The organism is Acidovorax sp. LjRoot129 (genome assembly GCF_964253765.1).
In the GTDB taxonomy this organism is placed as follows: Bacteria; Pseudomonadota; Gammaproteobacteria; order Burkholderiales; family Burkholderiaceae_C; genus Acidovorax.
On the sequence record NZ_CAXUSE020000001.1, the window covers coordinates 5148322 to 5170395 of the forward strand.

The following is a 22074-nucleotide window of genomic DNA, read 5'->3' on the forward strand; positions in this document are numbered from 1 at the left end:
TTCTGGACAGGCACCGCCGCGCTGGCTAACGACGTTTGGAACTCATCCCATTCCGGGGCGGAATGTGCCGCGCCGGACCGCCTTGTGCGGGTACTCGCGGGCCCGCACGCAAGCAGGCGCGCAGCCCGCCGAACGGAGCCGCATCGGGCCACACCCTCGCTGCGGGCGCAGCGGCGGGGTCAGCCGTGCAGCGGAATCGCCCGCGTCTCGCCCTGGCGCAGCAGCCACACGCGCTCGGGTGGGATGCCGCGCGCTGTCAACGCAACGGCCAGGTCGCGCGGCGGGTGGTCGAACGCCTCCTGCGTGAGCATGAAGGTGCCCCAGTGCACGCCCATGGCCTGGCGCGCCTGCACATCCAGCATCAGCTGCACGGCGTCGTCGGGGTTCACATGCATGGGCTTCATGAAGTCGCGTGGCAAATAGGCACCGATGGGCAGCGCCAGGAAGTCCACTGCACCCAGGCGCTGGCGGATGGCCTTGAAGTCGCCGCTGTAGCCCGTATCGCCCGGGAACAGAAAGCGCCACGGTGCGGCGGCGTGGGGCCGCGTCCACTCCAGCAGAAAACCGCCCCACAGCGTGGCGTTGGTGTCGGCCAGGCTGCGCCGGCTCCAGTGCTGCGACGGCGTGAAGTGCACGCGCACGCCCGGTGCGATGTCGGTGTGCTCCCACCAGTCCATCTCCGTCACGGGGCCCATGCCGCGTTTCACGAACCACGCACCCAGCCCCTGCGGCACCACAAAACGCGGGGCCTGGCCCGCGGCGTGCAGGCGGCGCAGCGTGGCGTAGCACAGGTGGTCGTAGTGGTTGTGCGAGACCAGCACCACGTCGATGCGCGGCAACTGCTCGGGCGTGAGCGGCGCGGGCACGCGGCGTGCCGCGCCAAAGCGGCCCAGCGGTCCCGCAAAATCCGCGAGCGTGGGGTCGATGAGGATGTTCAGCCCCGCCACCTGCAGCAGCATCGAGACATGGCCGAGCCAGGTCACCACCGGGGCGTCGTGGCGCTCGGCCAGGCGGGCGTGGTCCACCGGGGCGCTCCACTGCTGCGCAAACGCGGCATAGCCGCCGGCCGGTGCACTGCGCGGCTTGAAGTCACCGCGCAATGAGCGCCACAGCATCTCGTACCAGGGGAAGTTGCCGATCACCACACCCGGGTCGGTGTTGGCAAAGCGGCGCGCGGTGGCCGGGGGCGGGGCGGAAGGGGGTGAACCGGGCAGTGATGGCATCGCCGCGGCGCGCTGGGCTTTTCCCTGACGTGCGTGGGGCCGGTCGTTGTGTTGGAATGGCGGTTTGGGTCCACGAGACCCACCCCACCGATTTCAGGAGAGCCGCTTATGAACGCCCGCGTCCCCACCCAAGCCCTGCAACCCGCCCTGGCCCTTGAAAGGGTCAGCCAGGCGTGGGACAACGACATCGTTCGCCAGCTCACCGACTACATCGCCATCCCCGCCAAGTCGCCCATGTTCTCGCCCGACTGGGCCGAGCAGGGCCTGCTCGACACCGTGGTGCGCAACGCCGCCGCGTGGGTCGAGGCGCAGAAGGTCGCAGGTCTCACGCTCGAGATCGTGCGCCTGGAAGGCCGCACCCCCGTGCTGTTCTTCGAGATCGAATCCACGCAGGCCGGCTCCACCGACACCGTGCTCATGTACGGCCACCTCGACAAGCAACCCGAGTTCAGCGGGTGGCGCAACGACCTGGGCCCATGGACCCCCAAATACGAAGACGGCAAGCTCTATGGCCGCGGCGGCGCCGACGACGGCTACGCGGTGTATGCCAGCGTGGCGGCCGTGCAGGAGCTCAAGCGCCAGAACGTTCCGCACCCGCGCATCGTCGGCCTGATCGAGACCTGCGAGGAAAGCGGCTCGCGCGACCTGCTGCCCTACATCGATGCCCTGAAGCCCCGCATGGGCAACGTGGCGCTGGTGGTGTGCCTCGATTCGGGTGCGGGCAACTACGACCAGCTGTGGCTTACCACCAGCCTGCGCGGCATGGCCACCGGCACGCTCAAGGTCGAGATCCTCACCGAGGGCATCCACTCCGGCGATGCGTCGGGCCTGGTGCCCTCGTCGTTCCGCATCATGCGGCAGGTGCTGGACCGCCTCGAAGACAGCGCCACGGGCCGCCTGCTGCCCCAGAGCTTCCACTGCGAAGTGCCCGCCGACCGCGTTGCCCAGGCCCATGCCACGGCCGCCATCCTGGGCGAAGAGGTGTACAAGCGCTTCCCCTGGGCGCACTACGACTGCGGCGGTGCCACCACCTTTGCGCTGCCCACCACCACCGACCCGCTGCAGGCTTTGCTCAAGCGCACCTGGGAGCCCACGCTCAGCGTGACCGGTGCCGAGGGCTTTCCGGCACTGCAGGATGCCGGCAACGTGCTGCGTCCCTACACCGCGTTCAAGCTCAGCCTGCGCCTGCCGCCCCTGGTCGACGCGGCCCAGGCCGTGCAGGAGCTCAAGGCACTGCTCGAAGACAACGCGCCCTACCAGGCCAAGGTCACCTTCCAGGGCACCAGCGGCGCCACCGGCTGGAACGCGCCCAGCACCACACCGTGGTTCGAAAACGCGCTCAACGCAGCATCGCAGGCCCACTTCGGCGCCTCCTGCGGCTACATCGGCCAGGGCGGCACCATCCCGCTCATGAACATGCTCAGCGAAGGCTTCCCCACCGCGCAGATGATGGTCTGCGGCGTGCTCGGCCCCAAGAGCAACGCCCATGGCCCCAACGAGTTTTTGCACGTGCCGTATGCGAAGAAGCTCACGGCGGCGGTGGCGCAGGTGATTGCTGCCTTGCCCGTGACCACGGCCTGAAGCGCTGCGCTTTACCCTTTCTGCCGGACCGCTCGCGTGGCTCGGTGAGAGGGCGGCGCCCCCGCTGCGGGCGGCGTGCTGGCACTGCCGGCGTTGCCCCTTGCGGGTGCCACCCCCCACTCCCATGTTGACTGCGTATTTCTTTTTTCCAAATTCCATGTCCGAACTCGCCGTCTCGACCCTGCGCACCTTCACCGCCGCCGATGGCGAGAACCTCGCCATCCACGACTGGGCCCTGGCCCCTGGTGAACGGGTGCGCGCCACGGTGCTGCTGGTGCACGGTCTGGGCGAGCACGTGGGCCGCTACGACGCCGTGGCGCGCCGCTTAAATGACTGGGGGTTTGCGGTGCGCGGCTATGACCAGTACGGCCACGGCGAGTCGGGTGGACCGCGCGGTGGGCTCACGTCCGACACCCGGCTCTTGGACGACCTGGCCGACATGGTGGACGCCACCCGCGCCCGCATGCCCGCGGGCCAGCCGCTGGTGCTGCTCGGCCACAGCATGGGCGGCCTGGTCGCCTCGCGTTTTGTGGCGCTCCACCTGCGGCCCGTCGATGCGCTGGTGTTGTCATCTCCCGCGCTCGACCCCGGCCTGAACGCTGTGCAAAAGCTGCTGCTGGCCACGCTGCCGCGCATTGCGCCCGACCTGCGCGTGGGCAATGGCCTGGATGCCCAGTACCTGTCGCATGACCCGGCCGTGGTCGCGGCCTACCTGGCCGACCCGCTGTGCCACGACCGCATCAGCGCGCGCCTGGCCCGCTTCATCGCCACCGGCGGCCCAGCCACCGTAGCCCGCGCCGCACACTGGACCGTGCCTACGCTGCTGCTGTGGGCCGGCAGCGACAAGCTGGTCAACCCCGCCGGCAGCCGCGCCTTTGCCAGCGCAGCGCCCAAGGGCGTGGTGCAGTCGCACTGCTTCGAACCCTTGTTCCACGAGCTCTTCAACGAAAGCCCCGAACTGGCCGACCCGGTGTTCGAGCGGCTGCACCACTGGCTGGTGCAGCGTTTCCCAGCGGCGGCGTAGGGCGGGGCAGCCGTCCCTAGGGTGTCGCGCTGCGGTTTTGCCTGTGCCAGGCCACGGTGCCATACAGACCTGCGGCATAGATACACACCATGACTGCTGCGGTGACCAAGCCTCCGCTCAGGCAGGCATCCAGGCTGTCGGCGACATCGGCCCAGGCCACGCCGTCGTTGTCCTGCAGCAGCAGGTCGTTCCACACCCAGAGCGCCTTGGCCACCACGAAATAGGCCAGCATCAATCCGGCCGCCACCCGGCTGCGCCAATAGATGCCCGCCGTCAGGCCCGCAGGGATCAGCACATCGAGCAGCATGGGCCACGTAAAGGACACACCATTCGTGCCCATCGCAGCGCCTGCCGTGAAGGCGCTGGTGAGCACGGTGGTCAGCAGCCCTGTGGCTGCGGCAGCATGAATGCAGCGCTGCGCCCTTCGCAAGGCCGGTGACGCTGGCGCTGGCTCCTGCGGCGGTGGGTGGGAAGTTGCCTGCGCAGGCAGTTCAAAACCACCCGTTGTCATGGAGCATGACCTTCTTGTAGTAGTCGCGGTTGGCCATCACGCCGAACAGCCCCGCCCAGGCACCGCCGTAGTGCATGCTGCTCAGGATGTGCCCAAATCCGGCCAGCGAGATGATCAGCTCCAGCAGCACGATGCCTGCAATCGCCAATCCCCAATAGGTCAGCCCGCGCTTCCACATGCCCTTGGCCATGTAGTAGAACGGGCCGAAGAGGGCCGCCACAAAGTTGAACGTACAGGTCATCCGCTCGCCAAAGCTCAGCTCCTTGAGCTGGGGCATCTTAAAGCCGCCTGCGCGTTCGATCAGCGCAAAGCGCTTTTTCCAGGTCTCCGACAGCTCGGCGCTTTCGACGGTGGTGGCTTGGGCGGCCGAGATGGCGGGGTGCGGACTGGCGTGTTCGGTGTGGTGTTGGCTCATGAAGTGACTCCCTCTCTTTGTTGCGTCGCGATGCTCGCCTGGTCCGCCCCGGAGGGGCGCGGCGGCACGCGATGCTAAGAGCACCCTCTCGGCGGGGGTTGTGAGAACTTCTCTGAGCTGTGAGCAAGGGTAACGAGACCTGCATCCAGGCCCCTGGAGCTCTGATTTGCACAGAAATGTGCTGCAGCGCTTGTCAATCAAGCGCTGATAGCTACTATTTTTGTAGCAAACCGCCCAGCATCCCGAAGAGGTCGTTGGTATTGCCAAACCCCGCCTGCGGCGCCTGGCCCTGGGGGCTCAGCTGGTCCACCAGACCGGGGAGCACCTGGGCGAGCTGCCCTGCTGCCGCGCCGGAGCCCACACCCAGCTGCGCCGCGATCTGCGACAGCGGGCCGCTGCCCAGCACCTCGGAGAGCTGCTCACCCGAGATCGCCTGGTTGGGTCCCGAGCCGAGCCACGAGGCAATCACATTGCCCAGCCCGGCCTGCTGGAACTTGGCCATCAGCCCCGGCAATCCGCCCACGGGGCCGTCGTTGCTGATCAATGACATCACCGCCTGGATGAGCTGCGGGTTCTGTGCAGCCAGGCTCAGCAGGCCACCCAGGCCACCGGCCGCACCGCCCGGGCCAGACGCGTGTGCGCCGCCTTGCGAGGCGTTGTTGATGACGGCACCGAGAACGGAATCGAGCAAACCCATGGTGATCTCCTGCGGAAACAAGGGGAAAACGAAACAAGACGCCGCTGGCGGCGCGGGGCCGATACGCTGCGGTTGCGGCCCCGGAACCCAGGATGGTACGCAGCTGGCCCGGCGCCCACGGTGAACAATGGTCAACTGCCAGTACGGGAATCCGGCGCGCCGACCACCGATGCCTGACCCAGCAAGGACATCCGCCAACTGGCTCCTCTTTCGAAAAGCCCTGCTGATCGCTGTACCCGGCCTCCCCGCCGCCGGCACCCCGGCGCCCGAGCGGCGCCCTGCCCAGCGCACCCGCCGGCAGGGGCGGTTACCGGCTGGCAGCGCGCCGCCGCTGCGCTGCCAGCCACAGCAGCGCCAGGCCCGTGAGCACAATAGGCACCAGCGATCCCGCATTGAGCAGCGTCCAGCCCTGGGTGGTGACCAGTACCCCGGACGAGAACGAGCTCAACGCCAACGTGGCAAAGACACAGAAATTGATGGCCGCCTGGGCGCGGTCCTTCTCCTCCGGCCGGTAGGCCGTCATCGACAGCGTGGTCGCGCCGGTAAACAGAAAATTCCAGCCCACGCCCAGCAAGAACAGCGCGGCGCCGAAGTGGTGCAGCTCGATGCCCGTCAGCGCCACCGCCACGCACGCAAAGTTCAGCAGCACGCCTGTGCCCATCACCGGCAGCACACCAAAGCGCTTGATGAGGTGCCCGGTGACAAAGCCCGGCGCGAACATGCCGATCACATGCCATTCCAGCACCAGTGCCGAGGCGTCGAAATCGAAGCCGCACACCTGCATCGCCAGCGGCGTGGCGGCCATCAGCAGGTTCATCACGCCATAGCCCAGCGCTGCACCCAGGATGGCCACGGCAAACGCGGGCTGGCGCATCAGCTCGGCCAGCGAGCGGCCCTGCTTGGGCAGCCCAGCAGCGTTGAGTACGACGGACTGCGCCTCGAAACGGATGGCGGCCATGCACACCATGGACAGCAATGCCACGCCCATGAGCGCGACATACGCCCCCGCAAAAGGCACGGGAAACCACATGCGCGTGGCGCTCGCCAGGTTCGGCCCCGCCACCGCGCCCAGCAGGCCCCCCGCCAGCACCAGCGACACGGCCTTCTCGCGGTAGTCCTTGGTGGTCAGCTCGGCCGCGGCGAATCGATACAGCCCGCCGTTGGCGCTGTAGTAGCCCGCAACCACCGTGGCGGCGCACAACAGCCAGAAGCTGGCACTGAATGCGGCCCAGGCACACAGGCCGCACGACACGATGGCCACCGCCAGCCCGATTTGGAACGACACCTGCCGCCCCCAGCGCCTCTGGGTGCGCGCCACCAGCGGGGTGGACAGCGCGCCGCCCACCACATAGCCCATCACCGGCAACGTGGCCATCCAGCCGAAGGGCGCGAGCTGCAAACCCACCAAGCCGTTGATGGCAATGAAGACGACGTTGTTGGTGAGGAAAAGGCCCTGGCACAGGGCCAGCAGCCACAAATTCTTGTTCACGGTGAAGCGGGCGTTGGGGTGGTGGAGGCCGGTGGTGGGGCGCAGGTTCCTAGGTCAAAGCCCTGCTGCGTGGCCGGCATTGTGCACTTCGGTTGATGAAGATCAGCCGGCGATCACGGTGGCGTGGGTATGGTGCTGCAGTGCTTGGGCGCCCACCGGGGCCAGCGCTTTTTTTGAACCGATGTGATGGAACCCCTGAACCCCACAGAGGCCGCGGCGCCCGCGGCCGCGCCATGCCTTGAACTGGTTTGCCCCGCTGGCAGCCTGCCCGCGCTCAAGGCCGCGGTGGACCATGGCGCCAGCTGTGTTTACCTGGGCCTGCGCGACGCCACCAACGCGCGCAATTTTGCGGGCCTCAACTTCGACGAGGCGGCGATGGCCAGCGGCATTGCCTACGCGCATGACCGTGGCTGCAAGGTCTTCATGGCACTCAACACCTACCCACAGGCTGCCAACCCCGGCCCGTGGCGCAGCGCGCTCGACCAGGCGGTGGACCTGGGGCTGGATGCGGTCATCCTGGCCGACCCGGGCCTCATGCAGTACGCGGTGCGGCGCCACCCGGGGCTGCGGCTGCACCTGTCGGTGCAGGGCTCGGCCACCCACTACGAGGCCATCAACTTCTACCGCGAGCAGTTCGGCATCGTGCGCGCCGTGCTGCCGCGCGTGCTGTCGATGGAGCAGGTGCGCCAGGTCATTGACCGCACGCCGGTCGAGATCGAGGTGTTTGGCTTTGGCAGCCTGTGTGTGATGGTCGAGGGCCGCTGCGCGCTGTCTTCGTATGTCACCGGCGAATCGCCCAACACCCACGGCGTGTGTTCGCCCCCGAAGGCCGTGCGCTGGGTCGAGACGCCCGCGGGCCGCGAGTCGCGGCTGAACGGCGTGCTCATCGACCGCTACGCGCCCGGCGAAAGCGCGGGTTACCCCACGCTTTGCAAGGGCCGGTTTGACGTGGGCGATGACGAGAACTACTACGCGATCGAAGAGCCCACCAGCCTCAACACGCTGGAGTTGCTGCCCCAGCTCGTGAAGATGGGCGTGCGTGCCATCAAGATCGAAGGCCGCCAGCGCAGCCCGGCGTACGTCGCCCAGGTCACCCAGGTCTGGCGCGAGGCCATCGACCAATGCCTGGCCAGCCCACACCGCTATGCGCCCAAGACACACTGGATGGCGCGCCTGGACGCGGTGGCCGAAGGCCAGCAGCACACGCTGGGCGCCTATCACCGCCCCTGGAAGTGAAATGATCAGGCGACCACCCCCTGAGGCGCTGCGCGACCCGGCACCGCCGCCAGAGGCAGCGGCTCTTGCGGCACGTCCAAGCCTGCGCAGGCAGGCTTGGAGCCGCGGCCCTCAGCCCCTTCTCTCTACGCGCTTCGCGCCAGGGGAAGGGGGACGACGCCAGCGCACGCCAGCGAAGCGCCGCATACGCGGCTTGGCGGCCCTTGCGCGGCGTCCCTTGGCCTGGATCGCGCCAGATCGAAGGTCGGTGCGCCGCCTTGAATCCGAAATGCCCCACGAAATCCCGGAAACCGCACCATGAAACTTTCTCTGGGACCGCTGCTGTACTACTGGCCGCGCGACACCGTGCTGGCCTTCTACGAGGCCATGGCCGCCACGCCCGTTGACGTGGTGTACCTGGGCGAAACGGTCTGTTCGCGCCGGCATGAGCTGCGCCTGGCGGACTGGCTGGCGCTGGCGCGCATGCTGCGGGACGCGGGCAAACAGGCCGTGCTGTCCACGCAGGTGCTCATCGAATCGACGGCGGAAGTGGGCCTGTTGCACAAGGTCGCGGACAACGGCGAGTTCCTGGTCGAGGCCAACGACATGGGCGCGGTGCATTGCCTGCTGCGCACACCCGGCGGGCCCAAGGCCTTTGTGGCCGGGCCGCACCTCAATCTGTACAACGCGGACTCGCTGCGGTGGATGGCGCAGTTGGGCGCTACGCGCTGGGTGATGCCGCTGGAGATGTCGCACGATGCGCTTTCCGCCCTGCTGGCGCAGCGGCTCGAGGGGTTGGAGACGGAGGTGTTTGCCTACGGGCGCATGCCGCTGGCGTACTCGGCGCGCTGCTTCACTGCGCGCCACCGCAACCTGCCCAAGGACGACTGCCAGTTCAGCTGCCTGCAGCATCCAGACGGCCTGCCGCTGCGCACGCGCGAGGGCGAGGGTTTCCTGGTGCTCAACGGCACACAGACGCAATCGGCGCGCGTCTACAACCTGGCCAACGAAATGTCCGCCCTGCGCGCTGCGGGGGTAGACGTGCTCCGCCTGAGCCCGCAGGCGCACGGCATGGCCGAAGTGGTTGCCGCCTTTGACGAAGCCCGGCGTGATGGCGCCACCACGCCAGCGGCCATCGACTTTGTGGAGCGCATGCAGCCGCTGATGCCGGACCTCCCCTGCGACGGCTATTGGCGGGGCCGCCCGGGCCTGGAGCAGGGCGGTTGAGATGCAACGCGCACCGATGGCGTTCCCCCAGCGGCGGCACGGCCCGGCCGCGCTCTGGCGTGCAGCTGTACCACTTAGCGATACCGCTTGCGGCTGCTCTGAGAAGCAGCGTCCACGGCGTTTCGCTGTGCAATTTGACGTCACCTGAGAGGCTGCCATGACCCCGTCTTCCCGTTCCCCATCGCCTGATTCGCGGGTGTTGCCCTCTGCGCTGGGGGCGCTGCTCTCGCGTTTGCCCGCGTACCCCGGCTCAATCCTGCTGGTGACCGCGCTCAACCTCGCGCTGGCGCGGCACCTGCCTGCCGATGTGGGGCGCCTGCTGCAGCACAAGAAGATGCGGGTGCAGGTGCGTGATGCGCGCTGGGTCTTCGACTTTGCGTGGGACGGCCAGCGTTTTGCGCCCCACGCACCGCTGGCCGCGCCGGCGGTGGCCGACCTGACGCTCAGCGCCACGGCGCACGACTTCCTGTTGCTCGCGCAGCGCAAACAGGACCCCGACACGCTGTTCTTCAGCCGCCGCCTGTCGATGGAGGGCGACACCGAACTGGGCCTGGTGGTCAAGAACGCGCTCGACGCGATCGAGGTGCCCGTGCTGGACCCGCGCCAGTGGGCGCAGCACCTGGCCCCGCGCGCGGTGCTGCGCCGCCTGCAACGGCAGGGGGTGCGAAGTGGCGCCCCAACGCACACCCCACGGGCGTGAACACCATGGCCACCCCTCCTGACAACCCCATCGTCTATTCCTGCTCGGGCTGCTCCAGCGCTGCGCAGCTCGCCAACCATGTGGCGCTGCAGCTCGACCGGCGCGGCGTGGCCGAGATGTCGTGCATTGCAGGCGTGGGCGGCGACGTGCCGCACCTGCTGAAAACCGCGCGCTCGGGCCGGCCCATCATTGCGCTCGATGGCTGCCCGCTGGTCTGCGTCAAAAGCACACTGGCGCGCCACGGCATTGCGCCTGACAGGCACTACCAGCTGCAGCAGTACGGCGTCAAAAAACGTGCGCATGAAGACTTCGATCCGGTGCAGGCCGCGCGGGTGCTGGCGCAGGTGGAGGCCGACCAGCGGACGCAGCCACTGGCGCGCCCGGCCCTGCAGCCCCAGGCCACGGAGCCCTCGCATGGCTGATGCCGCAAACCTGCGCCGCGTCATCGTTGGCATCTCGGGCGCCAGCGGCGCCGTCTACGGCGCGCGCATGTTGCAGGTGCTGCAGGGCCAGAGCGGCATCGAAACGCACCTCGTGGTCTCTGACGCGGGCTGGCGCAACCTGCGCCACGAGCTCGACATGGACCGCCCCGCCGTGGAGGCCCTGGCGCACCGCGTGCACGATCTGCACAACGTGGGCGCGGCGATTGCCAGTGGCTCGTTCGACTGCCATGCGATGGTGGTCGCGCCCTGCTCCATGCGCACCCTGGCCGCCGTCGCACACGGCCTGGCCGACAACCTGCTCACCCGGGCGGCCGACGTGGCGCTCAAGGAGCGCCGCCGGCTCGTGCTGATGGTGCGCGAAACACCGCTGCACCTCGTCCACCTTCGCAACATGGTCACGGTGACCGAGTTGGGCGCCATCGTTTGCCCGCCGCTGCCCGCCTTCTACCTGCGCCCGACGACGCTGGGCGACGTGGTCGACTACAGCGTGGCGCGGGTGCTTGACCTCATCGGCGTGGCGCACCAGATCGCGCCGCGCTGGGAGGGGCTGGACATTGATGCTCCTTGATTGATAGCTAATAGTGCTTATGAAATAAGCGCTAGCGGCCAATTTGATTCAAAAATTGCATTGACATGGCCTACCGCGACCTGCGCGACTTCATGGCCCAGCTGGAAGCCACGGGTGACCTGCGCCGCGTGCAAGAACCCGTCTCGCCCCACCTGGAGATGACCGCGCTGAGCGACCGCGTGCTGCGCGCCGGCGGGCCCGCGCTGCTGTTCACGCAGCCCGCGGGCCACACGCTGCCGGTGCTCACCAACTTGTTCGGCACCCCCGCGCGCGTGGCCCGGGCCATGGGCGTGGCCGACCTCACCGGCGTGCGCGCGCTGGGCGAACTGCTGGCCACGCTGAAGGAGCCCGAGGCGCCCCGGGGTTTGAAGGACATGCTCGGCATGGGCCAGCTGCTCAAGACGCTGTGGAACATGGCGCCGCATACCGTGGCCCGCGGCGCGCCCTGCCAGCAAGAGGTGTGGGAAGGCCCGGATGTCGACCTGGCCCGCCTGCCCGTGCAGCACTGCTGGCCCGGCGATGTGGCGCCGCTCATCACCTGGGGCCTGACCATCACGCGCGGCCCGCGCAAGGCGCGTCAGAACCTGGGCATCTACCGCCAGCAGGTGCTCTCGCGCAACCAGGTCATCGTGCGCTGGCTCGCCCACCGGGGCGGCGCGCTCGACTTTGCCGACCACTGCGCCGCGCACCCGGGCCAGCCCTACCCCGTGGCCGTGGCGCTGGGCGCGGACCCGGCCACGCTGCTCGGCGCCGTCACGCCCGTGCCCGATGCGTTGAGCGAATACCAGTTCGCCGGCCTGCTGCGCGGCGCGCGCACCGAAGTCACGCCCGCGCTGGGCGTGCCGCTCTCGGTGCCCGCCACGGCCGAGATCGTGCTCGAAGGCCACATAGAGCCCGATGCCCGCCACGCGAGCGGCTGGCAGCATGCGCTGGAAGGGCCCTATGGCGACCACACCGGCTACTACAACGAATGCGCCGAGTTTCCTGTTCTGACCATCGACCGCATCACCCTGCGCAAGGACGCGATCTACCACAGCACCTACACCGGCAAACCGCCTGACGAGCCCGCTGTGCTGGGCCTGGCGATGAACGAGCTGTTCATCCCGCTCTTGCAAAGGCAGTTCCCCGAGATCGTGGATTTCTACCTGCCACCTGAAGCCTGCAGCTACCGGATGGCCGTGGTGAGCATCAAGAAGGCTTACGCAGGCCACGCGCGCCGCGTGATGATGGGCGTGTGGAGCCACCTGCGCCAGTTCATGTACACCAAGTTCATTGTGGTGGTCGATGACGATGTCGATGTGCGCGACTGGAAGGAAGTGATCTGGGCCATCACCACCCGCATGGACCCGGCGCGCGACACCCTGCTGGTGGAGCACACGCCCATCGATTACCTGGACTTCGCCTCGCCCGTGAGCGGATTGGGCAGCAAGATGGGGATGGATGCGACGAACAAGTGGCCGGGGGAGACGCAGCGGGAGTGGGGGAGGCCGATGGCCATGGACGCCGCCGTGCAGGCGCGCATGGACGCGCTCTTTACTGCACTGGGCCTTTAGCTCCCTCCGTGCACCACGGCGGTGTTGTGCACCCCAGTCGCGCAGAAGACAAGCACGCCCCGCGTTGTTTGCGACGATGCGCCAGCCCCGTAAAGAGGGCGTTGCACCGGCACCACCGATGCCGCGATGCAGCAAAAGTGCACATCCCAAGGAGACGACAGCAATGCAGCAGCCCGGCAGCATGATGGACCGGCCGTTATTGGTTTCGGCCATCCTCGAGCATGGTGAGAACCAGTACGGCGACCAGCAGATCGTCTCGCGCGACACCGATGGCAGCTTGCACCGGTACCGCTTTGCCGATCTGGCGCGGCGCGCCCGGCAGCTGGCCAACGCGTTGCAGGCCCTGGGGCTGCGCCCGGGCAGTGTGGTGGGCTCGCTGGCCTGGAACAACCACCGCCACCTGGAGGCGTACTACGCCGTCTCCGGCAGCGGCATGGTCATGCACACCTGCAACCCGCGCCTGCACCCCGAGCAGCTGGCCTACATCGTCAACCATGCCGACGATGAGGTCGTGCTGTTCGACACCACCTTCGCGCCGCTGGTGCGCGCCATCGCGGCGTCGTGCCCGCGGGTGCGGCACTGGGTGGCCTTGTGTGGTGCCGAAACGCTCAGCGCCATCGACCTGCAGGGGGTGCCCGGCGTCGAGGCCTACGAACCGCTGATCGCCCGCCAAGGCGACACCTTCGCCTGGCCCGAGTGCGATGAAAAGACCGGCGCGGCGCTGTGCTACACGTCGGGCACCACCGGCAACCCCAAGGGCGTGTTGTATTCGCACCGGGCGCTGACGCTGAGTGCCCTGTCGGCCTGCATGCCGAGCGTGCTGAGCATCAGCGCGCAGGAAGCCGTGTTGCCCGTGGTGCCCATGTTCCACATCAACGCCTGGTGCCTGCCGTATGCGGCGTTGATCGGTGGCGCCAAGCTGGTCCTGCCGGGGCCCCGGCTCGACGCGGCCAGCCTGTACGAGTTGATGGAAACCGAGCGCGTCACGGTCAGTGCGGGCGTGCCGACCATCTGGATGGGGCTGATCCAGTACGTGGAGCAGCACCAGCTGCGCTTTACCACCATGCGGCGCACGGGCGTGGGCGGCTCGGCCATGCCCAAGGCACTGATTGCCAAGTTCAACGACGTGTATGACGTGGAAGTGCGCCACGGCTGGGGCATGACCGAGACCACGGCGATTGCCACCATGAGCACCCTGGGCGCGGCCGACGCCGAACTGCCGGCCGAGGAGCGCCACGCCCTGGTCGCCAAGCAGGGCAAATCGGTGTTTGGCATTGAACTCAAGCTGGTGGACGAAAACGGCGCCAGCCTGCCCCGCGACGGCGTTGCACAGGGCGAGCTGATGGTGCGCGGCCAGTGGATCGTGTCCCGGTACCACAAGGCCGAGCGCTCGGCGCTGGTGGACGGCTGGTTTCCCACGGGCGACATCGCCACCATCAGCCCGCAGGGCGTGGTGCAGATCCGCGACCGCACCAAGGACGTGATCAAGTCGGGCGGCGAATGGATCAGCTCCATCGACCTGGAGAACGCGGCCATGGCGCACCCGGCCGTGGCCATGGCGGCCGTCATCGGGGTCAAGCACCCCAAGTGGGACGAGCGCCCCCTGCTCTTCATCGTGCGCAAGGCCGACCAGCCGCTGGACAAGGCGCAGATCCTGGACTTCCTTGCGCAGCGCGTCGCCAAATGGTGGCTGCCGGACGACGTGCTGTTTGTGGACAGCCTGCCGCTGGGCGGCACCGGCAAGGTCCAGAAAAACGAGCTGCGGCAGCGCCATGGCGCGGTGTTCAGCGGTGACTGATTGGCTGGCTGACTGACCGGTCGACGTTGACGGAACTCCCCCCAATACCAACCCCGAAGGAGACAGACATGACGATGGTCCACAGGCATTGGCTCAAGGCGTGGGTATGCGCCGCGGCCCTGGCGACGGCAGCCCAGGCCGGTGCTGCCGAGACAGTGAAAATCGGCTTTATCGATCTGCTGTCCGGGCCCTTCGCCCTCACGGGCCAGAGCTCGCTCAACCAGCTGCGGGAGGTGGTGCTGCAGGTCAACGCCAAGGCAGGCCCGAACGAGCCCAAGTTCGAGGTGGTGGACTTTGACAACAAGGGCACGCCGCAGGAAAGCCTCAACGCGCTCAAGGCCGCCACCGACCGGGGCATCCGCTACATCACCCAGGGCGGTGGATCGGGGGCTGCGCTGGCGCTGGTCGATGCACTCAACAAACTGGCCGAGCGCGACCCGGAGCGGGCCACGGTGTACCTCAACTACGCCGCCATGGACCCGCAGCTCACCAACGAGCGCTGCAGCTTCTGGCACTTTCGCTTTTACCCTTCGAGCGAGATGAAGATCGAGGCGCTGACCACCTACCTGCAGGGCCGCAAGGACGTCAAGCGCGTGTACTTGCTCAACCAGGACTACACGCACGGCCGCCAGGTCTCCAAGGCCGCCAAGCAATACCTGGCCCGCAAACGGCCCGACATCGAGATCGTGGGCGACGACTTCGTGCCCATTGCCCAGACGCGCGACTTCGCGCCCTACGTGGCGAAGGTGGCCGCCGCCAAGGCGGACACGGTCATCACCTCCAACTGGGGCAGCGACCTGACGCTGCTGTTCAAGTCGTCCCGCGACTACGGGCTCAACATCAACTACTTCACGCTCAATGCCAACAACCCCGGCACCCCCGCGCAGCTCGGGGCCTGGGGCGATGGCAAGGTGGGCGTGGTCTGGAACTGGGTCCACAACGCACCCACGCCAGAGCTGGAGAAGATCTACGTCGACTACAAGAAGAAGTACGACGATGAGTTCATCTTTGCCGCGCACTGGAACACCATGCACATGCTGCGCGAAGCCATGCGCAAGGCGCAGTCCACCGACGCGAAGAAGGTGGCCTTTGCGCTGGAAGGCATGGCCTACACGAGCCCCGTCGGCGAGGTGCGCATGCGCAAGAGCGACCACCAGCTCGAAGCCCCGCTGTACCTGGGCATCTGGGCCAAACAAGGCAGCAAGGGCGTGAAATACGACGCCGAGAAAACCGGCTACGGCTTCCGGTCTGAAGTGGCGTGGGACTCGTACGTCAGCGCCCAGCCCACCTCGTGCCAGATGAAGCGGCCTTCCTGAGCGCCCTGCGGGGCGGCGCACATGCCGCCCTGGCCTCTACCGTCGCGCGGTGTCCGTCAGCACCTCGCATTGGTTCGACCCACTCAGCCCGGACGGTCAACGTTCAACCCAGCAACCCCTTGGGCACCTTGTCGGCCTTGGTCTCCACCGGGTTGGCGGTGAGCCACTGCGGCGCGTACTGGCGCATGAACTCCTTGGCCTTGTCCTGGCGGGCCGTGAGCCACGCGTCGTAGGCGCCTTCGTTCAGGATGGCGGGCATGCTCTTTTCGCTGCCGGGCTGCTGGTAGCGGTGCAGCAAAGAGTGGTTGTTGGCATTCACCGTGAGCAGGCAATAGCTCACGATCACCTCGCCATCGGCGCCTTGCCAGCGCGCCCACAGGCCGGCCACGCCCATCGGCTTGCCGTCGATGCGCGAGATGCGCGTGGGCAGCGCCTTGCCGGAGCGAAAGTCGTCTTCGTAAAACGCCATCATGGGCACGATGCAGCGCTGGCCCTTGAGCCACGCATCGCGAAACGCGGTGCCGGTGGAGGCGAGGTCGGACTTGGCGTTGACCAGCTTGGGCGCGCGCAGCTTGGCATCCGACGCCGACTTGACCCAGTGCGGCACCAGGCCCCACTGCGCGGGCACCAGCACGCGCGTGGCGGGGGCCGCTGAGGTGGCCGGTTCGTCCGCTGCGGGTGCGGCGTCGTCCATTTCAGTGGCGGGTGATGAGGGTGGGGGCGACGGCGCAGGTTCGGCTGGCTGCTCGGGTTCGGCGGCGCCGGCCGGGTGGGCAGCCTGGGCCAGGGCGGCCGCCGTGGCCGCGTGCACGATGAAAAAGCCCGGCTTGCGTGGCCACAGGTGGCGTTCGCCCAGCGCCAGCGGCGGCTCCACCGCAAAGCCCTCGCGGTAGGTGTCGGCGTGGGGCAGGGTTTCGTAATGGGTGCTCATGCTGCAATGGTACCTGTGTGGGCCCGGTTCGAGCATAAAAACAGGGCCTGGCGCTTGATTGATAAGCGCTGAATGCTATCAATAGTGAAGCGTTTGTGCAGCGGGCAGACCTGCGGTGGTTACCGCGCCGTGATGCGCGTCAAGCCGGTTGTCGCCTGCGTTGAGACGGCGCCCGCAGCGGTTTTGACAATGGCGCATGGACTTCACACCTTCTCCCCGCGCCCACGATATGCGTGCGCGCCTGCTGGCCTTCATGGACCGATACCTGCTGCCGTACAACGCGGCCTGGCATGCGGCGGTGCTGGCAGGCAACTACCCACCACCGTTTCTGGAGGACCTCAAGGCCCTGGCGCGAGAAGAGGGCTTGTGGAACCTGTTTCTGCCGGCCCTGCGCGAGGACGAACCTGGCACGCGGCTGTGCAACCTCGACTACGCCCCGCTGGCCGAGGCCATGGGCTGCCTGCCCTGGGCGGCCGAGGTCTTCAACTGCCATGCGCCCGACACCGGCAACATGGAGCTGCTGCACCGCTTTGCCACACCAGCGCAGCGCCAGGGCTGGCTCGTGCCATTGGTGGAGGGCCGCATGCGCTCGGCCTTTGCGATGAGCGAGCCCGACGTGGCTTCGTCGGACCCGACCAACTTGCAGACCACCGTGCGGCGCGAGGGCGACGGGATGGTGCTCAGCGGACGTAAGAACCTGTTCAATGTCTTTTTGGAGTCGCACAAGTACCTTGCCGGGATGGACTGCTAGGCGCGGTGCGCAGCCAATAGCTCGGCTATTGGCAAGCGCCGCAACGCCGCAGACCGCCCGGCAAGGCACTTGCCCGAAGGGTTGGAGTGAAATCGGGCGATTGGACGCCCCGGCTGCTTGCATGGGCATGAGCCCATGCGGCGCACCCGAAGCATCCACTCATTCCGATTGCACTCCAATGCGATCTCCAAAAAGACATTGAACAGGTTCTCAGTGGTTCATCACCGGCGCGGCGCATCCGAACTGCAAGTTGCTCATCGTGCTGTGCCGTAACGACGGTGACGACGCGGCAGCCGGCGGCGACGCGGCCAACCACCACCATCGCCACAGCATGGTGCTGGTGCCCGCCGATGCGCCGGGCGTGCAGATCGTGCGCAATATCAGCGTGCTGCACCACCACGCGCCCGAAGGGCACTGCGAGATCCTGCTGCGAGGCGTGCGTGTGCCAGCCGACCACCTGCTGGGCGATTGGGGTGCGGGCTTTGCCATGGCGCAGGCGCGCCTGGGGCCCGGGCGCGTGCACCACTGCATGCGCACCATCGGCCAGTGCGAACTGGCGCTGCGCCTGGCCACCGAACGCGCACTGGAGCGCAACGCCTTCGGCAAGCCCTTGGCCGAGCAGGCCAATGTGCAGGAATGGCTGGCCGAGTCGCGCATCGAGATCGACCAGGCGCGGCTCTTGGTGTTGCACGCCGCCTGGCTGCTCGACCAAGGCAGCGCTGCCGATGCGCGGCAGGTGCGCGCTCAGGTGGCGGCCATCAAGGTGGTGGCCGCGCGCCTGCAGCAGCGGGTGGTAGACCGCGCAATGCAGATCTTTGGCGCCATGGGCCTGTCGCCCGACACGCCGCTGGCAGCCTTCTGGACCTGGGGCCGTGCATTGCGGCTGATGGACGGGCCCGACGAGGTGCACCTGCGCACCGTGGCGCGCCACGAGCTGGCCCGGGCGCGGGTGCAACTGGGGGAGTCGGCGGCTTACTTCACCACGCCGGAGCAAATGCGTGCGCCGCCGCGTTTGAGTGCCTGAGCCGCTGGACTGCTTGGTGGCCTAAGCGCTTGATGGTTTGAGCGGGCCTCCGCGCCCAATCAGGGTTGCGCCCTGGCACGCAGGGGCGCCGGTTCTGGTTGTGGAGCGGCGTCAGGGGTGCGGGCCGACCAGAGCTTCGCCGTTGCCGGGATCTGCGCGCCAGGCCTTCAGGACGCTGCGGACGCCCGCGCGGCACGCTGGCCCGTAGGCGCCACGACCACGCGGTTGCGGCCCAGCGACTTGGCGGTGTAGAGCGCCTGGTCCGCGCGCTCCAGCGTGAGCTCTACCGTGTCGCCCGGCAGGTGCAGCGCCAGGCCGGCCGACACCGTCAGCCGCAGCACGCCGCTGGCGTGTGGGATCTCTATCGCCGCGACCGCAGTGCGCACCCGCTCAAGCAGTTCGCGGGCGTCTTCCACCTGCGTGTCCGAGAGCATCAGCACGAACTCCTCACCGCCCCAGCGGGCCAGCACGTCGGTGTCGCGCACGCTGGCGCGCACCACGCCGGCAAAGGCCTGCAGCGCCCGGTCGCCGGTGGCGTGGCCGTGGCTGTCGTTCACACGCTTGAAGTGGTCGATGTCGAGCTCGGCCAGCAGCATGGGGCGGCCGCTGCGCAGGCTGCGGCGGTGCTCCAGGTCCATCAGGTCCTGCATCGCGCGGCGGTTGGGCAGGCCAGTGAGTTCATCGCGCGTGGCCAGTTCGCGGTTGACTGCGAGGGCGTGCGCCAGAGCCTCGCGCTGTTCACGCAGGCGCGACCGAATGCGCTGGATGCGCAGGTTCAGCGCAATGCTGCCGCCCAGCACGATGAGCACCATCAGCGCGTAGGCCGTGTCCAGGTAGCCAAACGGGCTGGCGTTGACGCGGGTGGTTGCGGCCACCGCGCAGGCAAAAGCCAGCAGCGCATACACACCGATGCCCATCACCTCGGCAACCGTCAGGCCAAAGGTGCCGAAGAACAGGATCATGGCCAGCACGCTGGGCACCACGCCGCGCGCGTCGCCAGCGATCACATAGGCCACGGCGCCGCTGGTGATGGTCCAGACCATCTGCGGCACGGTGAGGGAGGGGTCGTTGAGTCGGGCGGTCTCGCCCGACCGGATGAAGGCCGTCATCACCAGCAGGCCGCCGACGGAGATAGCGGCCCACCACTGCACGGCGGCGCGGTTCACTTCGCTGCTGGCCATGGCCACCAGCAGCATTACGCCCGCGCTGCTGGCCATGAGCACCAGCGCCAGCAGCGCCATGCTCACCAGCGTGCGCCGCCGTGGGTCGGTGGAAAGAACCACGTCCCTGAGGCGTTGCCAGCGGGAGGTTTTACGCAAGATGGAGCTCTCCTGCCAGAACGGGGAATGCGCGAATTGCGGGGCCGGCGGTACGTGCGGATCAACACGCGGCGGCCAGTACGTCGCGGGATTTTAGGGGGATGTGTGCTTGGCGTACAGCACGGAAGATGCTCTGCCAAGCGCCTTCACGGGGGTCAAGGCGATGTGCAACAGAGGTAACAAAAGACGTGTAGCGTGGCACTCACGAACGGGCGGACGTGACAGGTCAGCCCGCGCTCTTTGTTTTCTTACTGCAGGGTCAGCGCGGCCAGTGCCGCCAGCGGCGCCGTCTCGGCACGCAACACGCGGGGCCCGAGCGTGACAGGCGCAAAGCCATGCTGCAGAGCAAGGTCCTCCTCCGCGCTGCTCAGCCCGCCCTCGGGGCCCGACAGGAACAGCACCGGCCCGCCGGCCGCGGCCGCGGTGTGCAGCGGCGCGGTGCCGGCGCGCAGTGACAGCAACAGCCGTTGCGCCGCGCCGGGCGTGCCCGCCGCGCCGCCAGCGGCATGGGCGCGCACCCAGCCGGCCAGGTCGATGGCGTCGTGCACCACGGGCACGCGGTTGCGGCCGCATTGCTCGCATGCGGCGGCGGCCACGGCCTGCCAGTGGGCGAGCTTTTTCTCGGCCCGCTCGCCTTTGAGCTTGAGCACGCTGCGCTCGGCCACCAGCGGGGTGATGCTGGCCACGCCGAGCTCGGTGGCTTTCTCCACCAGCCAGTCCATGCGCTCGTTGGCGGTGATGCCCGCCAGCAGGTGCACCGCGCGCGGCGCCTCGCGCTCGACGGCGTGGTGCGCGCCCACCATCACGCGCACGTCGCTGCGGCCCATGCGCAGCACGGTGGCGTCGAATTCGCCGCCGGGCGCGCCTTCGCCCTGCCCGCCATCAAAAAGCGTGATGCCGTCGCCGGGCTGCAGGCGCAGCACCTGCACATGGCGCGCGGCGCCCGGGGGCAGGTCCAGTTCGGATCCGGTGGCCAGGGGCGCAGGGCAGTGGAATCGAGGCATTTGCTATTGTTTTGGTAGCTACAAGCGCTTGATGGATAAGCGCTGGAGGCTGTTTTTGCTCAAAATCGACATCAAACCGTGGCTACATGCGGCCGTAGGCAAAGCCCACAGCGGGCTCGGTGCCTTCGATCTGGTCGAGCATCTTGAGCAGCGGGCCGAGCTGCCGGTACCGGTTGGCGGTGGCGCGGATGTAGGCCATGAAACGCGGCGCATCGGCCAGGTACTTGGGCTTGCCGTCGCGCAGCGTCAGCCGCGCAAAGATCCCGGCAACCTTGAGGTGGCGCTGCAGGCCCATCCATTCGACGCTGCGATAGAACTCGCCGAAGTCGTTGCCCCAGCCGCTGGCGCTGTTCGCACCCAGCAGGCCAGCCTTGCGCGCCTTTTCCCAGTAACGCACCGTAATGTCGATGACAAACTCTTCTTCCCAGCTGATGAACGCATCGCGCAGCAGGCTCGCGATGTCGTAGGTGATTGGGCCGTAGACCGCGTCCTGGAAGTCCAGCACGGCCAAGTGTGATTTGTGGTCGCTCGGGGTCGCGGTCGTTGCGGTCGTGTGGCCCGGCGCCACCATCAGATTGCGTGTCATGAAGTCCCGGTGCACGAAGACGCTGGGCGCGGCCAGGTTGTGCGCCACGATGGCATCCAAGGCGCTCTGCAGCGTGGCCTGCTGCGCAGCATCCAGCCTCACGCCGCGGTGCTGGCCGAGGTACCAGTCGGGGAACAGCGCCAGTTCGCGGCGCAGCAGCGCCTCGTCATACGCAGGCAACACGCCGGGCTGCGAGGCCTTTTGCCAGTCTAGCAGCACGTCGGTGGCGCCCTGGTACCAGGCGTAGGCATCCTGCGGCCGGGCCGGGTCGAGCAACTCGATCAATGTCTGGTGGCCCATGTCGGACAGCAGCATGAAGCCGCCCGCCTCATCCCACGCCAGGATCTGCGGCACGTTCAGCCCCGCGCCGGCCATCAGCGCCTGCACCTGCACGAAGGGGCGGCAGTTCTCCTTGTCGGGCGGCGCGTCCATCACGATGCGGCTGTCGCCGGTGGTGGTGTCGATGCGCAGATAACGCCGAAAGCTCGCATCGGCCGAGGCCGGGCGCAGCGTGGCAGGCAGCAACTGGTGGCTGGTGGCCAGGGGGGCGAGCCAGGCTTCAAAGGCCGCTTGCCGCGCTGAATCCGGCCAGGTGACAGGGGAAGTGGGCGAAGCTGCGGTAGCCACGCCAGAGGGCAGGCTGGCGGGCGAGGGGGAGGATGGGTGGCTCATGGATAATCCGATTTTACAAACCCGCCC

The 22074-nt window shown here is 67.9% G+C and carries 20 protein-coding genes and 1 pseudogene; 12 read left to right on the top strand and 9 right to left on the bottom strand.

Annotated elements, in window-relative coordinates; genetic code table 11:
* Positions 1-179: 179 nt before the first annotated feature.
* The gene (locus ACSQ3Q_RS23620) at positions 180-1223 is read right to left on the bottom strand and encodes an MBL fold metallo-hydrolase (RefSeq protein WP_436136737.1); all 1044 of its coding nucleotides are present in this window, start codon (positions 1221-1223) and stop codon (positions 180-182) included.
* A 108-nt stretch (positions 1224-1331) separates the two neighbouring features.
* On the opposite strand from ACSQ3Q_RS23620, the gene ACSQ3Q_RS23625 reads away from it, so the two are divergent.
* Both ACSQ3Q_RS23625 and ACSQ3Q_RS23630 read left to right on the top strand, forming a co-directional pair.
* Positions 1332-2804, top strand: a complete 1473-nt coding sequence (locus tag ACSQ3Q_RS23625; RefSeq protein WP_436136738.1) for a M20 family metallopeptidase — start codon at positions 1332-1334, stop codon at positions 2802-2804.
* Positions 2805-2961: 157 nt separating this feature from the next.
* Positions 2962-3828, top strand: coding sequence for a lysophospholipase (locus tag ACSQ3Q_RS23630; protein WP_436136739.1), 867 nt, complete (start codon positions 2962-2964; stop codon positions 3826-3828).
* A gap of 16 nt (positions 3829-3844) precedes the next feature.
* On the opposite strand, the gene ACSQ3Q_RS23635 is transcribed toward ACSQ3Q_RS23630, so the two are convergent.
* The 4 genes from ACSQ3Q_RS23635 to ACSQ3Q_RS23650 all read right to left on the bottom strand — a co-directional run bounded on the left by ACSQ3Q_RS23635 (position 3845) and on the right by ACSQ3Q_RS23650 (position 6940).
* Positions 3845-4339 carry a hypothetical protein gene (locus tag ACSQ3Q_RS23635; protein WP_436136740.1) on the bottom strand — a complete coding sequence of 165 codons (495 nt, stop codon included), beginning with the start codon at positions 4337-4339 and terminating at the stop codon, positions 3845-3847.
* Positions 4320-4754 (bottom strand): DUF2628 domain-containing protein, encoded by a 435-nt coding sequence (locus ACSQ3Q_RS23640; RefSeq protein ID WP_436136741.1) that lies wholly within the window; start codon positions 4752-4754, stop codon positions 4320-4322. Before ACSQ3Q_RS23640 ends, ACSQ3Q_RS23635 begins: the two co-directional genes overlap by 20 nt.
* Before the next feature lie 214 nt (positions 4755-4968).
* Positions 4969-5844 (bottom strand): YidB family protein, encoded by an 876-nt coding sequence (locus ACSQ3Q_RS23645; RefSeq protein WP_436136742.1) that lies wholly within the window; start codon positions 5842-5844, stop codon positions 4969-4971.
* Positions 5759-6940 carry an MFS transporter gene (locus ACSQ3Q_RS23650; protein WP_436136743.1) on the bottom strand — a complete coding sequence of 394 codons (1182 nt, stop codon included), beginning with the start codon at positions 6938-6940 and terminating at the stop codon, positions 5759-5761. Before ACSQ3Q_RS23650 ends, ACSQ3Q_RS23645 begins: the two co-directional genes overlap by 86 nt.
* Positions 6941-7126: 186 nt before the next feature.
* Between ACSQ3Q_RS23650 and ubiU the strand changes: the two genes are divergently transcribed.
* The 8 genes from ubiU (at position 7127) to ACSQ3Q_RS23690 (ending at position 15760) form a co-directional block, all read left to right on the top strand.
* On the top strand, positions 7127-8176 hold the full coding sequence (ubiU, locus tag ACSQ3Q_RS23655; RefSeq protein WP_436136744.1) for a ubiquinone anaerobic biosynthesis protein UbiU: 1050 nt from the start codon (positions 7127-7129) through the stop codon (positions 8174-8176).
* A 297-nt stretch (positions 8177-8473) separates the two neighbouring features.
* Positions 8474-9382, top strand: a complete 909-nt coding sequence (locus tag ACSQ3Q_RS23660) for a U32 family peptidase (protein WP_436136745.1) — start codon at positions 8474-8476, stop codon at positions 9380-9382.
* A gap of 157 nt (positions 9383-9539) precedes the next feature.
* Positions 9540-10082 carry a ubiquinone anaerobic biosynthesis accessory factor UbiT gene (gene ubiT / locus ACSQ3Q_RS23665; protein WP_436136746.1) on the top strand — a complete coding sequence of 181 codons (543 nt, stop codon included), beginning with the start codon at positions 9540-9542 and terminating at the stop codon, positions 10080-10082.
* 5 nt (positions 10083-10087) lie between these two features.
* Complete coding sequence (locus ACSQ3Q_RS23670) at positions 10088-10504, top strand: putative zinc-binding protein (RefSeq protein ID WP_436136747.1); 417 nt, start codon at positions 10088-10090, stop codon at positions 10502-10504.
* On the top strand, positions 10497-11093 hold the full coding sequence (locus ACSQ3Q_RS23675) for a UbiX family flavin prenyltransferase (RefSeq protein WP_436136748.1): 597 nt from the start codon (positions 10497-10499) through the stop codon (positions 11091-11093). Before ACSQ3Q_RS23670 ends, ACSQ3Q_RS23675 begins: the two co-directional genes overlap by 8 nt.
* A gap of 65 nt (positions 11094-11158) precedes the next feature.
* The gene (gene ubiD, locus ACSQ3Q_RS23680; protein ID WP_436136749.1) at positions 11159-12646 is read left to right on the top strand and encodes a 4-hydroxy-3-polyprenylbenzoate decarboxylase; all 1488 of its coding nucleotides are present in this window, start codon (positions 11159-11161) and stop codon (positions 12644-12646) included.
* A 163-nt stretch (positions 12647-12809) separates the two neighbouring features.
* A complete protein-coding gene (locus tag ACSQ3Q_RS23685) occupies positions 12810-14444 on the top strand; it encodes a long-chain-fatty-acid--CoA ligase (RefSeq protein WP_436136750.1) in 1635 nt (544 codons plus the stop codon).
* A gap of 68 nt (positions 14445-14512) precedes the next feature.
* Positions 14513-15760 (top strand): branched-chain amino acid ABC transporter substrate-binding protein, encoded by a 1248-nt coding sequence (locus ACSQ3Q_RS23690; RefSeq protein ID WP_436136751.1) that lies wholly within the window; start codon positions 14513-14515, stop codon positions 15758-15760.
* Between the two features lie 103 nt (positions 15761-15863).
* On the opposite strand, the gene ACSQ3Q_RS23695 is transcribed toward ACSQ3Q_RS23690, so the two are convergent.
* Positions 15864-16691 carry an SOS response-associated peptidase gene (locus tag ACSQ3Q_RS23695; RefSeq protein WP_436136752.1) on the bottom strand — a complete coding sequence of 276 codons (828 nt, stop codon included), beginning with the start codon at positions 16689-16691 and terminating at the stop codon, positions 15864-15866.
* 196 nt (positions 16692-16887) lie between these two features.
* On the opposite strand from ACSQ3Q_RS23695, the gene ACSQ3Q_RS23700 reads away from it, so the two are divergent.
* Positions 16888-17442 (top strand): acyl-CoA dehydrogenase family protein, encoded by a 555-nt coding sequence (locus tag ACSQ3Q_RS23700; RefSeq protein WP_436136753.1) that lies wholly within the window; start codon positions 16888-16890, stop codon positions 17440-17442.
* Between the two features lie 205 nt (positions 17443-17647).
* Positions 17648-18466 (top strand): annotated as a pseudogene (locus ACSQ3Q_RS23705) (acyl-CoA dehydrogenase family protein); the annotation flags it as partial.
* A gap of 167 nt (positions 18467-18633) precedes the next feature.
* Here the strand turns inward: ACSQ3Q_RS23705 and ACSQ3Q_RS23710 are convergent.
* From ACSQ3Q_RS23710 to ACSQ3Q_RS23720, 3 genes are all read right to left on the bottom strand, one after another.
* Positions 18634-19785, bottom strand: a complete 1152-nt coding sequence (locus ACSQ3Q_RS23710; protein WP_436136754.1) for a diguanylate cyclase — start codon at positions 19783-19785, stop codon at positions 18634-18636.
* A gap of 248 nt (positions 19786-20033) precedes the next feature.
* Entirely contained in the window at positions 20034-20789 is a 756-nt protein-coding gene (locus ACSQ3Q_RS23715) for a 16S rRNA (uracil(1498)-N(3))-methyltransferase (protein WP_436136755.1), read from the bottom strand.
* Between the two features lie 82 nt (positions 20790-20871).
* The gene (locus ACSQ3Q_RS23720) at positions 20872-22047 is read right to left on the bottom strand and encodes an aminoglycoside phosphotransferase family protein (protein ID WP_436136756.1); all 1176 of its coding nucleotides are present in this window, start codon (positions 22045-22047) and stop codon (positions 20872-20874) included.
* Positions 22048-22074: the final 27 nt, after the last annotated feature.

What these genes read in the sequence shown, in the direction of transcription:
- ACSQ3Q_RS23645 (WP_436136742.1), bottom strand. Translation starts at nt 5,844, where the DNA reads ATGCGGGATCGCTGGTGCCTATTGTGCTCACGGGCCTGGCGCTGCTGT.
- ACSQ3Q_RS23640 (WP_436136741.1), bottom strand. Translation starts at nt 4,754, where the DNA reads ATGAGCCAACACCACACCGAACACGCCAGTCCGCACCCCGCCATCTCG.
- ACSQ3Q_RS23625 (WP_436136738.1), top strand. Translation starts at nt 1,332, where the DNA reads ATGAACGCCCGCGTCCCCACCCAAGCCCTGCAACCCGCCCTGGCCCTT.
- ACSQ3Q_RS23670 (WP_436136747.1), top strand. Translation starts at nt 10,088, where the DNA reads ATGGCCACCCCTCCTGACAACCCCATCGTCTATTCCTGCTCGGGCTGC.
- ubiT (WP_436136746.1), top strand. Translation starts at nt 9,540, where the DNA reads ATGACCCCGTCTTCCCGTTCCCCATCGCCTGATTCGCGGGTGTTGCCC.
- ACSQ3Q_RS23695 (WP_436136752.1), bottom strand. Translation starts at nt 16,691, where the DNA reads ATGAGCACCCATTACGAAACCCTGCCCCACGCCGACACCTACCGCGAG.
- ubiU (WP_436136744.1), top strand. Translation starts at nt 7,127, where the DNA reads ATGGAACCCCTGAACCCCACAGAGGCCGCGGCGCCCGCGGCCGCGCCA.
- ubiD (WP_436136749.1), top strand. Translation starts at nt 11,159, where the DNA reads ATGGCCTACCGCGACCTGCGCGACTTCATGGCCCAGCTGGAAGCCACG.
- ACSQ3Q_RS23690 (WP_436136751.1), top strand. Translation starts at nt 14,513, where the DNA reads ATGACGATGGTCCACAGGCATTGGCTCAAGGCGTGGGTATGCGCCGCG.
- ACSQ3Q_RS23675 (WP_436136748.1), top strand. Translation starts at nt 10,497, where the DNA reads ATGGCTGATGCCGCAAACCTGCGCCGCGTCATCGTTGGCATCTCGGGC.
- ACSQ3Q_RS23700 (WP_436136753.1), top strand. Translation starts at nt 16,888, where the DNA reads ATGGACTTCACACCTTCTCCCCGCGCCCACGATATGCGTGCGCGCCTG.
- ACSQ3Q_RS23720 (WP_436136756.1), bottom strand. Translation starts at nt 22,047, where the DNA reads ATGAGCCACCCATCCTCCCCCTCGCCCGCCAGCCTGCCCTCTGGCGTG.
- ACSQ3Q_RS23660 (WP_436136745.1), top strand. Translation starts at nt 8,474, where the DNA reads ATGAAACTTTCTCTGGGACCGCTGCTGTACTACTGGCCGCGCGACACC.
- ACSQ3Q_RS23630 (WP_436136739.1), top strand. Translation starts at nt 2,962, where the DNA reads ATGTCCGAACTCGCCGTCTCGACCCTGCGCACCTTCACCGCCGCCGAT.
- ACSQ3Q_RS23620 (WP_436136737.1), bottom strand. Translation starts at nt 1,223, where the DNA reads ATGCCATCACTGCCCGGTTCACCCCCTTCCGCCCCGCCCCCGGCCACC.
- ACSQ3Q_RS23685 (WP_436136750.1), top strand. Translation starts at nt 12,810, where the DNA reads ATGCAGCAGCCCGGCAGCATGATGGACCGGCCGTTATTGGTTTCGGCC.
- ACSQ3Q_RS23635 (WP_436136740.1), bottom strand. Translation starts at nt 4,339, where the DNA reads ATGACAACGGGTGGTTTTGAACTGCCTGCGCAGGCAACTTCCCACCCA.
- ACSQ3Q_RS23715 (WP_436136755.1), bottom strand. Translation starts at nt 20,789, where the DNA reads ATGCCTCGATTCCACTGCCCTGCGCCCCTGGCCACCGGATCCGAACTG.